This window comes from uncultured Bradyrhizobium sp., assembly GCF_936928535.1.
Lineage (GTDB): Bacteria > Pseudomonadota > Alphaproteobacteria > Rhizobiales > Xanthobacteraceae > Bradyrhizobium.
The window spans coordinates 127,484-140,323 of record NZ_CAKZHY010000096.1 but is presented as its reverse complement, the minus strand read 5'-3'; the positions used below and the strand labels follow the sequence as shown (position 1 = coordinate 140,323).

Below are 12,840 nucleotides of genomic sequence, written 5' to 3'. Positions count from 1 at the left end.
TCTGGGACGTCGTCATTGCGAGCGAAGCGAAGCAATCCAGAGTCCCTCCGCGGAGACAGTCTGGATTGCTTCGTCGCTTCGCTCCTCGCAATGACGATGGGGTTGGCATTTCGTTCAACTCAATGACACTTGAAATAGTCGAAGGGTTCGCGGCAGGCCTGGCATCGCCAGAGCGCCTTGCAAGAGGTCGAGCCGAATTCGGACAACAGCTCGGTCTTCTCAGAGCCGCATTGCGGGCACGCCACCGTCTGTTCGCCAAAGAGCGCGCGACGCGACTGTGAAGCCTGCGGCGGCGCGATGCCGTAAGCGCGCAGCTTCTGCCGTCCCGCCTCGCTCATCCAGTCCGTCGTCCAGGCTGGCGACAGCACGGTCCGCACCTTCGGACGGCGGAAGCCGGCACGTTCCAGCGCGATCTCGATTTCCAGCGCGATCATGTTCATCGCCGGGCAGCCCGAATAGGTCGGGGTGATCGCGACCTCGACGTGATCGCCATCGAGGGTGACATCACGCAGCACACCGAGGTCGGCGATGGTCAACACCGGAATCTCGGGATCGACCACGCTCGCCGCCGCGTCCCAGGCGCGCTGGCGCAGCTCGCTGTCGCGCTCCAGCACGCTCACCATGTCTGCCCCGGGAAAGTGCGCTGCATCGATTGCAGCTCGGACAGGAGGTGGCCGAGATGCTCGCTGTGGCGGCCGGCGCGGCCGCCCTGTTGCATCCAGTCGTTCTGCGGCAGCGTGAGCGTGGCTTCGCTGACGACGTCGGAGAGCGTCGTCAGCCAACGGCCGCGCAACGTGCCGGGATCGACGGCGATACCGGCATGGATAAGGGCACGTTCGCCGTCATCGACGGCGAACATCTCGCCGGTGAAGGCCCAGAGATGATTGATCGCGGCTTGCGCGCGGGCGTGGCTCTCGTCCGTGCCGTCGCCAAGCCGGATGATCCATTCCGAGGAATGCCGCAGATGATACGCGCTCTCCTTCTCCGACTTGGCGGCAATCGCGGCGAGCGTCGTATCGCGCGAGGTCATCATCGCGCGCCAATAAAGATCCGCGAATGCCGAATAGAAGAACTGCCGGACCAGCGTCTGGGCAAAGTCGCCATTCGGCTGCTCGACCAGCAGCAGATTGCGGTACTGCCTGACATCGCGCAGGTATGCGAGCTTGTCCTCGTCGTTATCACCGCCTTCGGCCCTGGCGGCGTAGCTATAGAGCTCGCGCGCCTGACCGATCAGATCGAGCGCGATGTTGGAGAGCGCCATATCCTCTTCCAGCATCGGCGCGTGTCCGCACCATTCCGACAGCCGATGGCCGAGGATCAGCGCGTCGTCGGCCCGGCGCAGCGCGTAGAGCACTAGCGGTGTTTCGGAGACCTGGATGTTGGCGACTGGCATCTATCCTATCCATCTTGCCACTTGTTCCGACCTCATCCTGAGGAGGCGCGAAGCGCCGTCTCGAAGGATGGCCGCAGGTTACGGCCTTCATGGTTCGAGACGCCGCTTCGCGGCTCCTCACCATGAGGGGAAAGAGCGCTACATATGCCCCACTTCTTCCGGCACCTCGTAGAAGGTCGGGTGCCGGTAGATCTTCGATTCCGCCGGCTCGAACATCATGCCCTTCTCGGCGGGATCGCTCGCTGTGATCGCGGTGGACGGCACGACCCAGATGGAGAGGCCCTCACCGCGGCGGGTGTAGATGTCACGGGCGGCTTGCAGCGCCATGGTGGCATCGCTCGCATGCAGCGACCCGACATGCTTGTGCGCGAGCCCGTTGCGACTGCGAATGAAGACTTCCCACAGCGGCGTGTTCGGCGTGGCCATATTGATCTCCCTATTCCGCGGCTTGGGCGGTCTGACGCTGCGCGCGCTTTGCGGCATAGGCGGCCGCGGCCTCGCGCACCCAGGCTCCGTCATCATGGGCCTTGCGGCGCGCGGCGATGCGGTCGCGGTTGCAGGGGCCGTTGCCGGCGAGCACCTGCTTGAACTCGGTCCAGTCGATCTCGCTGTAACGCCAGTGCCCGTCCGCATCCTGGGTCATGCCGGCATCGGGAATGGTGAGGCCGAGATACTGCGCCTGCGGCACGGTGGCATCGACGAATTTCTGGCGCAGCTCGTCATTGGAGAAGCGCTTGATCTTCCACTTGGTCGAGGTGTCGCTGTGCTGGCTGGTTGCATCAGGCGGGCCGAACATCATCAGCACCGGCCACCACCATCTGTTCAACGCGTCCTGCGCCATCGCCTTCTGCTCGTCCGAGCCGCGGCACAGGGTGATCATAATCTCGTAGCCCTGGCGCTGGTGGAACGATTCCTCCTTGCAGACGCGGATCATCGCGCGCGCATAGGGACCGTAGGAGCAGCGGCACAGCGGGATCTGGTTCATGATCGCGGCGCCGTCGACCAACCAGCCGATCGTGCCGATGTCGGCCCAAGTCAGCGTCGGATAATTGAAGATCGAAGAGTACTTGGCCTTGCCGGCGAGCATCGCGTCGACCAGCTTTTCGCGCGAAGAGCCGAGCGTCTCGGCGGCGGCGTAAAGATAAAGCCCGTGGCCGCACTCGTCCTGCACCTTGGCGAGCAGCGCGGCCTTGCGGCGCAAGGTCGGCGCGCGCGTGATCCAGTTGCCTTCGGGCAGCATGCCGACGATTTCGGAGTGAGCGTGCTGGGAGATCTGGCGGGTGAGCGTCTTGCGATACGCCGCCGGCATCCAGTCGTTCGGCTCGATCCGCTCCTCGGCATCAATGCGGGCCTGGAACCGCGCGGCCTTGGCCGCATCCTCAAGACCGCGATCGTCGGTCTCGGCCGTGTTCAGCGCCTGGGTATACATGCGCGTCCTCCCGTTTATTGAGAGGCAATATATAACAAAAATTACGTCATGCAAGATATTTCTGTAACATAAATGCGAGGCTCGGGACGCTCTTTGCTTCTCCCCCTGCGGGAGAAGGTGCCTTGCCGAAGGCAAGGCGGATGAGGGGTTCTCCCCGCGCACCTCAACCAATCATCGAATGCGTGTGGAGAAGAACTTCTCACCCTAGCGAGATCGCATCCGCCGGCGGAGCTGCCCTCTCTCACAAAGGGCGAGGGCAATGTAATGCGCAGCTCGCCCGGACCTAGCACGCGTACTCATAAATTCGTCAGTTCCGCTTATGAACAGTCCGCTCGGACCAATCAGTTCACTCCAACCAGCGCCTTACAGACATCCCGGCTGGCCTCTTGGAATAGTTTAACGGCACCTCCGGCCCGTCGTCCCTTCAAGGTGATCGAGGCTATCGGCGCGGATGTATCGCCAAGATCGACGTTCAGCGCGCGCAGCCATGCGCTACTCGATCGCATTCTGAGTATCTGCATGGGCAATAGGGTTATGAACCGGCTGCTCGCCAACAGATTCAACCGCATGTAGATTGAAATCGTGGTGACGGTGGTTGGCGGAAGCGGCAGATTGTGTCGCCGAAATAGCTCGGCGCCGGTACGTCCCAAAAAAGTATCGGGCGGCGAGAGCGTCCATTGCTCTTGCATTAGTTCTGCGAGTTTCAATTTCTTCCTCGATCGCAGGAGCGGATGCTTTCGCTCCGCCATCACCGCAAGGGAGGATCTAAAGAGCACCTCCGCGGACAAATCATCGGCGGCCGGCAACGGCGACCATCGCGTTATGGCCAGATCAAGCATTCTCTGGCGCAGAGCATGCTCCAGCGCATCCCGATCGCCTATCGTGATATGATACTTTATGCCCGGATATCTGCGGACGAGATGTTCGATAATTTCCGTAACGATAGCGGTGACCGGCTCGGTTGTACCGATCGCAACGAACCCTTGCGCCGGATCCGACCTTTGCACGACCTCCGCAACACCTAGCTTTATTTCGTCGAAGACGACGCGCGTGCGATCGACAAGAAGACGACCGCATTCGGTGAGTTCAACTCCGCGCGAAGTGCGATCCAGCAGCGCAGCTCCGACGGCATGCTCCATATCGGTGATAGCTTTGGAAATCGCCGGCTGCGACAACCCGAGACGGCGAGACGCCTTGGCCATGCTGCCGACCTCCGCGACGGTCTGCAGCGTATGCAGATCCTTGAGGCGCAGGCGCCGGCCTATGCTTTCGTGCCACTGCATGGGTATTCACCTCACGTTATAGCCCGATAGGAAAATGCGATTTCGGGTTATAGCTTTGTTGCTCCAGAATAGCGAGATGGAAAGCCGGCCGGATCATCGCATGGCTGTCCCAAGCACATGGAGAACGCCATGCAGCTTCTCTCGCGTCGCGCCATATTCGCCGGGTTTTCAGCTCTGGCTCTTCCGCTACCCCTTATTGCTGCCGACACGCCGCTGAAGATCGTGTTTCCATTCGCGCCTGGCGGGTCGGGAGATTCGATCGCCCGGCTGTTTGCCGAGCAACTTAATACCAGGCTCGGCCAGGTGGCGATTGTAGAGAACCTTGCTGGCGCCGGCGGGCGCATCGGTGCTCAGGCGGTCAAGAATGCCGCACCGCGAGAGGAGGCAGTGCTGTTTGCTTCCGCTTCGCAGTTCACACTTCAGCCGCATCTCTTCAAGAGCCTGGGATATGATGCAGAGCGCGACTTCGTGCCACTTTCGCAGGTGATGACGGTCGATCTCGCTCTGGCCGTCAGCGGGAAGCTACCCATCCATTCGGTGCACGAACTCATCGACTGGATGAAGGCCAATCCCGAAGAGGCCGTGTACGGCTCGCCGGGAGCAGGTACAGCGCCTCATTTCATCTGCGGCGAGTTTGGCCGGATCACAGGCCTGAACCTACGCCACACGCCCTATAAGGGTACGCCTGCTGCCCTCCCAGATGTGCTGGCCGGCCGGGTCCCGATGTATATGGCGTTTGTTTCTGAACTCCTGGAGCAACACAGGGGCGGTGGCATACGCATCATCGCCACCGCAGCCGCTGCGCGATCTTCCTTCCTGCCCCAGACCGCAACTCTGAAAGAGAGCGGGATCGATATCGACGCAGCCGGGTGGTTCGCATTCTATGCGCCTGCGCATTCCTCGCATGAGTTCGTTGAACACGTGGGAAAGGAGATCATTGCAATCGGGAGCGACCCCACAGTGCGTGCAAAGATTCAAGCCATGGGGTGCGAACCGACAGGAACGACATCGGACGAACTTAAACATATCCAGCGCGCTGAGTTCGAACGCTGGGGACCGATCGTCAAGGCGTCAGGATTCCCGATCGAAGGCTAGAGCGGCACATGACCACCGATCTCCGCGAAAAGTTGCTGGATCTTGTTCAATCGCACCGCGTGACGGCAGTGATCTATGTCGCTGCCCGGCTGGGGCTCGCCGAGTTGCTGCGCGACGGACCGCAAACGGTCGACGAACTTGCGAGCCGAACCAACACGGATCGGGATGCACTTGCCCGCTTGCTCGTCGCTCTCTCGACCGTCGGCATTTGCTCTCGCGTCGGTGAAGGCCGCTACTTGCTAACCGAACTGGGGGCGGGGCTCGACGGTGCTGCGGGACGATCATTCAAGAACTGGGTGATTTTTGAAGGTTCCATGCTGACCAGAAGGTGGGATGGTCTTCTGGATTCAATCATGTCGGGCAAGACGGCTTCCCAACTTCAGGACGTCGACGACAATTTCGACTTAATGGCGCGCTCGCCAGAGCAGGTGCGGATATTCAATGAAGCCATGACAGACCTGACGCGGCTGGTCACACACGATCTGCTGCAGGCTTACGACTTCGGCACTATCACCCACTTGATGGACGTCGGAGGCGGCTCCGGGGAGCTTATGGGCGCCGTGGCGAGAGCACATTCAACCATGAGAGGAACGGTTTTCGATCTGCCGAGATGCGCCAACGCCGCCAACCAGCACTTCGGGCGCCTCGGAATCTCGGACCGCGTCGACTTTGTTGCAGGCGATTTCTTTCAAGCGGTACCTGTAGTGGTCGATGCGATCATCTTGAAAAGCGTTGTTCACGACTGGGATGATGAGCGCAGCCGCATCATTTTGAAAAACTGCCGCAAAGCGCTTCCCCAAAACGGCAGACTGCTATTGGTCGAACGTGCGATGCCGGAATTGCCCGGTACCGATGACGCGGGCAGGTCGTGCGCGATGAGCGATGTGAACATGCTGCGCGGTCCGGGCGGACGGGAACGGACGGACAGCGAATATGGTCGGCTTCTGACCGCGAGCGGCTTCCATCCCATCGCGGTTGTCCGCGCCGGCCGCTTTAATCTGACCGAGTCGCGGCTTTGTTGAAACTTGGAAGCCGGCCGCCGAACCGTCCGAGAGAGAAACATTGCGCTTGGCGGCAGTCCCGTGATTTCAAGCGCGGGCCAACATCCCGCCGAAAAGCAACCGCAGCGATCCGATCTGCTTTAACCCGTACCTCTACCGCCCTCGCAACCGCGTCGAACGGTTCTTCAACAGGATCAAGCAATGCGGTCAGGTGGTGACGCATTACGACAAGCTTGCAGGAAACTACCTTGCCTTCGTCCAATTCGCATCTATCCGCCTATGGCTGGCTGCGTTTATGAGCCCGCGCCCCAGCTAATGGCCGAACCGCCTTTCGAGCAGCTTTCGCGCCGGCGGCAGCGGACCTTTCTCATTGGTTCCGTGGCCATCAAGCCATTGTTCCGACGGAGCAAGCAGCGCGCGATAGATGTCGCCGCAAAGTCGGCGGGCTGCCCTGCCCGGCCAGTCCGCCGGCAGCAGGCTTTCGGGCAGCAACGGATCGCGCAGCACGACGCGGCGGTAATAGTGGATCAGGAGGATGCGCGCCGTGAAAGCGTCGGCCTCGGACAGCTCCGAACCGCGGGCGAGCGCGGCGCGCAGCGGCTCGAAGGTCTTCATGAACTTCAGATAGGCGTCCGCGGTGCGCTCCAGCGGCCAGCTCGCGCTGAGCAGGCGCCGGCCGCTGTCGTCCTCGGCCGAGACCTCGAGGCGAATGGCACCGGCGGCCTCCTCCGGCACCGGAACGCCTGATGGCGCGACCCACACGCCCGGCAGCGGGCTGCCGAAGCCGGCATTGCGCAGCGCCTCGCGCGAGGTGTCGCGGTCCTCGCCGTTGCCGATCAGCAGCAGCTCGAAGCGACCGGTCCAGTCGGATGGCGGCGGATCGTAGATGTGACGCGTGGCGGCTTCGAACGTCTCGCGCCCCTTCTCCGCGAGGCGATAAAAGCTGTTGCGGCCAACCTTCTCGCGCGTCAGCCAGCCATCGGCGGCGAGGCGCGACATCGCCGTGCGCACCACACCGGCATCGATGTCCAGCCCCTCGAAGAATTCCAGCAGCGTGCCGAGCCACACCGAACTGCCGCGCGGCACGATGGCATCACCGAACATGGTGATGACGATGGAGCCTGTGCGTGACGGCTCACGCTTGAGCTGGTCGACAATGCGGGAGAGCGGATGCGCCATGCGGCAGGCTTAGCGCGTTTGGTGCGGGCGCGACAATGGAGGCGGCGACGACTGGTTCGTCTACTCCCTCTCCCCGTTCTTACGGGGAGAGGGTTGGGGTGAGGGGCATCTCTCCGCACGTGAGATGTTCGTGAGACCTGTACCCCCTCACCCGGATTGCATCTTCGACGCAATCCGACCTCTCCCCGCAAGCGGGGCGAGGTAAGAAAGCGCGCTACCTGTGCGGATCGGGATAGGCCAGGCTGCGCCAGCCGCTGCGATCGAAGGGGCGCCACTGGCCCTCCTTCTGCGCGAGGCGGTCGGCAACGGCATAGACGACGGCGGGATGATGGCCCATGCCGCAATGACTGCTCTCGACCTCGATGCTCTCGGTCTGCGCGCCCATCTTCTCCATGCAGCCCTGCCAGGCGCAGACGCCGTCGGTGCGGCTGAAAATGGCGGTGGTCGGCACCGGCGGCGGGACGGCGAGATCGCCGCCGAAGCGCGGATCGACCTCGTCGGCCTTCCGCCCGCTCGCCCATTCATAGACGCGCCATGCATTGGTCGACCGGGGATTACCGGCAAAGGGGCTGCCGAGTGTGATCACCTGGCGCACGCGCTCGGGCATCATCTTGGCGAGCTGGCGGGCATAGAGACCGCCAAGGCTCCAGCCCACCAGGCTGATCTTGCGGCCGTGCCTGTCGCTGAGCTCCTCGACCAGGTCGACCATCGCATGCTGCACGCCCTCGCGCAGGCCGTAATTGCGGCCCTGGCGCCAGCCGCTGACCGCATAGCCCTTGCTGGTCAGAAAGCCGCGCAGCGCACGCGTGGAGACGTCGGAGGCCACCAGGCCCGGCAGCACCAGCACCGGATGCCCATCGCCGCGCGGCGCAAGGCTCAGCAGCGGCAGCGCGCCGAGGAATGCGCCGAACTCGTGGATCGCGCGCCCTTCCATGAACATCAGAGTACGGGACGGCGGACGCAGCGTCTGGGCAGTAGCGGTCATCAATGATCCCCTTGGAAGAATTCCTGAAGAGCCCGCCGGCCGCGATGCCGGCAATGGGCATGAATTCCAATACGCCGGCTTCTTGATCGTTCCGCAGCGCAACATGAATCAGCTAGGCGGCCGGTTCCGCACATTCAAGCGGGAGAGACGCAAGGCCACAATAGGCCCGCGCGTTAATGCTAACGGCCGTGATGGAAAAGTCACAACAATCGGAGCAGGAATTCTACGGAGTAGAGCGCCAACCCCGCGAGCCCGCCAATCAGCGAGCCGTTGAAGCGGATGTATTGCAGGTCGCGCCCGATGTTGATTTCGATCAGCGAAATCAGCTGCGCCATGTCCCACGCCTTGACCTGATCGGAAATGAAGGTCGAGACACCGCTTTTCTGGTCGGCGACGAAGCTGTGCAGCACCGTGACCAGACCCTTGTTGATTTCACCGCGCAGCTCGGCATCGCCGGCGAGCGCATCGCCCGCCGAGACGAACATTCCGGCGAGATGATGCTGCAGAACCTGCGTTTCGCCGGACGCACTGCGTTCGATGAAGGAGCGCGTGTTGGACCAGACGGTGCGGGCGAGATCGGCAAGCTCGGGCCGCGCCAGCAGATCGCGCTTCAAGCCGTCGATGCGGTCGATATAGGCCTGGTCGGTGCCGAGCCGATCGACGAAGCTCAGCACCATGCGATCGAATTCGCCGCGGAACGGATGCTTGGGATCGCTGCGCACCTCGTTGAAGAACGCGGTGGCGGACGAGACGATCTTGTTCAGCAGAAACTTGTCGGCGCGATAGAGTTTGAGCAGGGTCGGCAATTCCGCGCGCACCTTCTCGCGGATCATCGCCATGGTCTCGCCTCGAGTCAGCGTCTCGTGCATCACGCGCAGCAGATCGTCGAACAGGATCTGGTGCCGCCCCTCCGCGACGAAGCCGCGCAGCGTGCCGGCCGCGAGCGGCGCGAGGTCGACCGCCTGGATCTGCGAGGACATGCGGCGGATGATGAAGGTCATCAGGCCGGAGCTTTCCGTCGCGGACACGGCCTCCGGCAGCAGTCGCAGCGCAAAGCGCGCAAGATCATCGCTGCGCTTGCGATCGCGCAGCCAGTCGGCAACGAACGAGCCGAAGTCGATCTCGTTCAGCTTGGCCTCAACGGGACCTGCCTCGAGGAAATGCACCTGGATGAATTCGCCGAGCTTGTCGGCGATGCGGGCCTGATTGCTCTGGATGATCGCGGTATGCGGGATCGGCAGGCCGAGCGGCCGCTTGAACAGCGCGACCACGGCATACCAGTCGGCCAGCCCGCCGATGGTCGCGGCCTCCGCGAAGGCAGCGATGAAGCCGAACACGGGATGCACGGGCAACAGCCACTTGGCGACAATGAACAGCAGAAGCGTCGAGGCCAGCACCAGCGTCGCCAGCGCCTTGACGCGGCGCAACTCGGCCGCGCGCTCGGCATCGCCGGGGGTCTCGAAGGAGAAGGTGGCGGGTGCGTTCATGATAGATTCTAGATTACGTCATTCCGGGGCGGTCCGCAGGACCGAACCCGGAATCTCGAGATTCCGGGTTCGCCCTTCGGGCGCCCCGGAATGACAAGTGTTGGTGACGGCGGCGGCGAAAAACAAAAGGCCCGCCGAAGCGGGCCTCAAATTTCAGTTTGAACTCAGAGCGCCAGATCAGGCGGTCTTGTTGTAGACCTTGGCAAAGTTGTCCTGAGCGGACTTCGCACCGTTGGCGGCAAGCTTGCCGAGATAGTCGGTGGTCGCCTTGGCGCGCGAGACGAACGTTTCGCCGCGGGCGCGGAGCAGGCTCGACTGGATCTCGACGGCTTCGCTGAACGACTTGGCGGACGCGAGCTGGTCGATACCGGCGAAGAACGCCTGGGCGTCGTCATAGATCGCCTGCTGGATGTTGCGGCTGATCTTGCCGGCTTCAGTGACGGACTCGGTCACCGCGTTCTCGACGGCGGCGGTCACGCGCTCGGAGCCAGCGAACACCTCGGCAGCACGGTCCTTGGCGGTGTTGGCGGTCTTCTTGACGAATTCGCGGGCAGCCTCGGGAACTTCCAGGTTCTGGATGTTCTTGAAAGCGTCTTTGAAGCCCTCGAAAGCGGTGTTGGTTTCGGTGGTCATGGGGTTCTCTCCATCCTCATTGGTTGAGCTATGGGCTCACCCCGTCCTCGATGGCCCGGGGCACGGCTTATATGGCATCGTTAATTGTGCGATGCAATATTCATGTTGCATCGCGATATCACGAATTCGTGATCACTGTTGGTGGGAGGTAAAAAGCTGCCTTCTCGGCCCCCGCCTACTGTGCATGGGGTTGTTTTCCAGTTTTTGGCCACCGGACGGCCCTTCTAGTGCTGGACGGTGCTTTTAGTGCTGGACGGCCTGGGAGCCCATAGGCCTCCATCTGGGCCTGGACCTGCGCGATGTTGTGGCCGAGCACGACGATGTCGTGGGTCTTGCCGGCGACGTCCCGGACGTGATCCCGCAGCAGCGCCTCGGCCTTGAAGCCGAGGCTTTCGAACAGCGCGATCGCCGCCTGCTGGTCGACCGTCATCTGGACCGAAAGCTTCTCCAGCCCCGCTCCAAGCGCGAGCGCGAAGGTCTCCTGCGACAGCGCCTTCCCGACCCCCTTCCCGCGCACGTCCTGCGACACCACCATGCGGATCTCGCCGACATGAGGCGACCAGGAATGGGGGTCGCGCACCAGGGTGCCGCAGCCGACGACCCTGCCGTCCTTCACCGCGAGCAGGCTCTGGATCGCGCCGCGCTCGATCTCCTTGACCCAAGCCGACAGCACCTTCGGCTCGCTGATGTTGCGCGGCAGGAACAGCAGGTCATGGCTCGGCAGGCCCTTGCCGAAGGCGAGCACGGCCGCTTCATCGGCGGGCGACATCAGGCGGATCTCGATGTCGCCCGCATCGGTCTTGACGTGACGCGGATAGGAACGCTGCTCACTCATGTCGATCTTGTCCCCAGCCAGGAATCCAGTTTCGGCCAAAGCCGCTTGGTCGCATTGGCGCCGGCGACCAGGGAGACGTGACCGCCCTTCAGCATCACCTCTTCCTTGTCCGCCGAGCCGATCTTCGCGATCAGATGTTTTGCCGCATCATACGGCACGATGTGATCGTGCTCCGCCACCGCGTGCAGGATCGGCACCTTGATGTTTTCGAGCTTCGCCGCCCGGCCACCCACCGACATGGTGTCGTTGAACAGCTTGTTGTCCCACATCAGGTCCTTGGTGATATCGCGGAAATATTCGCCCGCCAGCGGCAGCGTGTCGGTCGCCCAGCGATCGAACATCCGGTACGACTTCACGAACTCGTCGTTCCAGATGTTTTCCCACAGCTGGATCTGGCTCACGGTGCGCGAGGCCGGACGCAGCATCTCGAACGAGGACAGGATCATCTCCGGCGGCACGTTGCCGACGCTGTCGACGAGGCGGTCGACGTCGAAATAGCGGCGGTCGGAGAAATTGGAGAACAGCTTCATCTCGCGAAAATCGATCGGCGTCGTGAAGCAGATCAAATTCTTCATCGGCCCGTCCGGGAAGATCGAGCCGTAGAGCAGCGACAGCACGCCGCCGAAGCAATAACCGACGACCGAGACGTCCTGCTCGCCGGAATCGGCCTGCACGCGGCGGACGCAATCCGGAATGAAGTCGAGGACGTAGTCCTCCATCCGCAGGCTTTTCTCCTCCGGCCGCGGCGCGCTCCAGTCGAGCATATAGACGTCGTAGCCGCGCCTCAGCAGGAACTCGATGAAGCTCTGGCCAGGCACGAGATCGAGAATGTAGCCGCGATTGGTCGTCGCCATCACGATAAGTACCGGCACGCGGTAAATCTCGTCCGACATCGGCCGGTAGTGGTAGAGGTTCATGGTGCCGCGCGAATGCAGCACGTCCTTCGGGGTCGATCCGAGCGTTGGACCGGAACTAGAGAAATATTCGACGCCCTTGATGCTGCGCTGGATGGCGCGCTGCACCTCGGCCTGGATGCGCTCCGGGATTGCTGCGAAATCAAGTCCCGTCGGCGCGTTCATTTTGGCCCTCCGCCTTCGGACGGCGGACGTTTCGTGCGCGGCGGCCGCGGCGCGGCATCGATTGGCGATCCGCCTGACGCCGACATCTGGCTCAGCATCGACCTGATCTCGCCGAGCTGTCCCTCGATCGACTGCAGACGCTCGGCGATGCCGGTCATCTGCTCGCGGCTCGGCAGGTTCATCGAAAGCAGGTACTTCTCCATGAGATCGCCGAATTGCTTCTGAGCGCCTGCAGCAGCGCCGCCGGCGCGATTCATGGCCTGCGAGAATTCGGGTGTTTCCATCGCCTTGGTGGCGAAGGAGTTGAAGCCCTTCTCCATCTCGCCAACCATCTTCTGCCACAGGGCGACAGGGTCGGTGATCTTGTCGGTCATCTGCGTCCTCCAGGTCACGGGGGCTTCTTGCGCCCCTCTTTTGCCGCCATACCACACCGTTGCGACG

13 protein-coding genes and 2 pseudogenes are annotated in these 12,840 nt (G+C 62.5%); 3 read left to right on the top strand and 12 right to left on the bottom strand.

Annotation, left to right across the window (positions count from 1 at the left end; translation table 11 throughout):
• Positions 1-119: 119 nt before the first annotated feature.
• The 5 genes from paaD to Q0687_RS19240 form a co-directional block, all read right to left on the bottom strand.
• On the bottom strand, positions 120-623 hold the full coding sequence (gene paaD / locus Q0687_RS19260; RefSeq protein ID WP_298879878.1) for a 1,2-phenylacetyl-CoA epoxidase subunit PaaD: 504 nt from the start codon (positions 621-623) through the stop codon (positions 120-122).
• Positions 617-1,393: a 1,2-phenylacetyl-CoA epoxidase subunit PaaC gene (gene paaC / locus Q0687_RS19255; RefSeq protein WP_298879876.1), complete on the bottom strand. Its 777-nt coding sequence runs from the start codon at positions 1,391-1,393 to the stop codon at positions 617-619. The genes paaD and paaC overlap by 7 nt, the downstream gene beginning before the upstream one ends.
• A 138-nt stretch (positions 1,394-1,531) precedes the next feature.
• On the bottom strand, positions 1,532-1,819 hold the full coding sequence (paaB, locus tag Q0687_RS19250; protein ID WP_008136594.1) for a 1,2-phenylacetyl-CoA epoxidase subunit PaaB: 288 nt from the start codon (positions 1,817-1,819) through the stop codon (positions 1,532-1,534).
• A gap of 10 nt (positions 1,820-1,829) precedes the next feature.
• Positions 1,830-2,822: a 1,2-phenylacetyl-CoA epoxidase subunit PaaA gene (paaA, locus tag Q0687_RS19245; RefSeq protein ID WP_298879816.1), complete on the bottom strand. Its 993-nt coding sequence runs from the start codon at positions 2,820-2,822 to the stop codon at positions 1,830-1,832.
• Between the two features lie 341 nt (positions 2,823-3,163).
• Positions 3,164-4,105 (bottom strand): LysR family transcriptional regulator, encoded by a 942-nt coding sequence (locus tag Q0687_RS19240; RefSeq protein ID WP_298879813.1) that lies wholly within the window; start codon positions 4,103-4,105, stop codon positions 3,164-3,166.
• A 129-nt stretch (positions 4,106-4,234) separates the two neighbouring features.
• Here Q0687_RS19240 and Q0687_RS19235 point away from each other — a divergent pair, with 129 nt between their 5' ends.
• From Q0687_RS19235 to Q0687_RS19225, 3 genes and pseudogenes are all read left to right on the top strand, one after another.
• On the top strand, positions 4,235-5,200 hold the full coding sequence (locus Q0687_RS19235; protein ID WP_298879810.1) for a tripartite tricarboxylate transporter substrate-binding protein: 966 nt from the start codon (positions 4,235-4,237) through the stop codon (positions 5,198-5,200).
• Between the two features lie 8 nt (positions 5,201-5,208).
• Entirely contained in the window at positions 5,209-6,222 is a 1,014-nt protein-coding gene (locus tag Q0687_RS19230) for a methyltransferase (RefSeq protein WP_298879808.1), read from the top strand.
• A gap of 76 nt (positions 6,223-6,298) precedes the next feature.
• Positions 6,299-6,517: pseudogene (locus tag Q0687_RS19225) on the top strand (IS5/IS1182 family transposase); the annotation flags it as partial.
• Here the strand turns inward: Q0687_RS19225 and paaX are convergent.
• The 7 genes and pseudogenes from paaX to Q0687_RS19190 all read right to left on the bottom strand — a co-directional run bounded on the left by paaX (position 6,514) and on the right by Q0687_RS19190 (position 12,773).
• Positions 6,514-7,380: a phenylacetic acid degradation operon negative regulatory protein PaaX gene (paaX, locus tag Q0687_RS19220; protein ID WP_298879806.1), complete on the bottom strand. Its 867-nt coding sequence runs from the start codon at positions 7,378-7,380 to the stop codon at positions 6,514-6,516. The pseudogene Q0687_RS19225 and the gene paaX overlap by 4 nt on opposite strands.
• A 214-nt stretch (positions 7,381-7,594) precedes the next feature.
• Positions 7,595-8,365 (bottom strand): alpha/beta hydrolase, encoded by a 771-nt coding sequence (locus Q0687_RS19215; protein ID WP_298879804.1) that lies wholly within the window; start codon positions 8,363-8,365, stop codon positions 7,595-7,597.
• A 200-nt stretch (positions 8,366-8,565) separates the two neighbouring features.
• Positions 8,566-9,852, bottom strand: a complete 1,287-nt coding sequence (locus tag Q0687_RS19210) for a DUF445 domain-containing protein (protein WP_298879802.1) — start codon at positions 9,850-9,852, stop codon at positions 8,566-8,568.
• Between the two features lie 177 nt (positions 9,853-10,029).
• Complete coding sequence (locus Q0687_RS19205) at positions 10,030-10,485, bottom strand: phasin (RefSeq protein WP_298879799.1); 456 nt, start codon at positions 10,483-10,485, stop codon at positions 10,030-10,032.
• A gap of 256 nt (positions 10,486-10,741) precedes the next feature.
• A pseudogene (locus tag Q0687_RS19200) lies at positions 10,742-11,320 on the bottom strand (GNAT family N-acetyltransferase); the annotation flags it as partial.
• The gene (locus Q0687_RS19195; RefSeq protein WP_298879795.1) at positions 11,317-12,399 is read right to left on the bottom strand and encodes an alpha/beta fold hydrolase; all 1,083 of its coding nucleotides are present in this window, start codon (positions 12,397-12,399) and stop codon (positions 11,317-11,319) included. The pseudogene Q0687_RS19200 and the gene Q0687_RS19195, both read right to left, overlap by 4 nt.
• A complete protein-coding gene (locus tag Q0687_RS19190; RefSeq protein ID WP_298879792.1) occupies positions 12,396-12,773 on the bottom strand; it encodes a hypothetical protein in 378 nt (125 codons plus the stop codon). The genes Q0687_RS19195 and Q0687_RS19190 overlap by 4 nt, the downstream gene beginning before the upstream one ends.
• Positions 12,774-12,840: the final 67 nt, after the last annotated feature.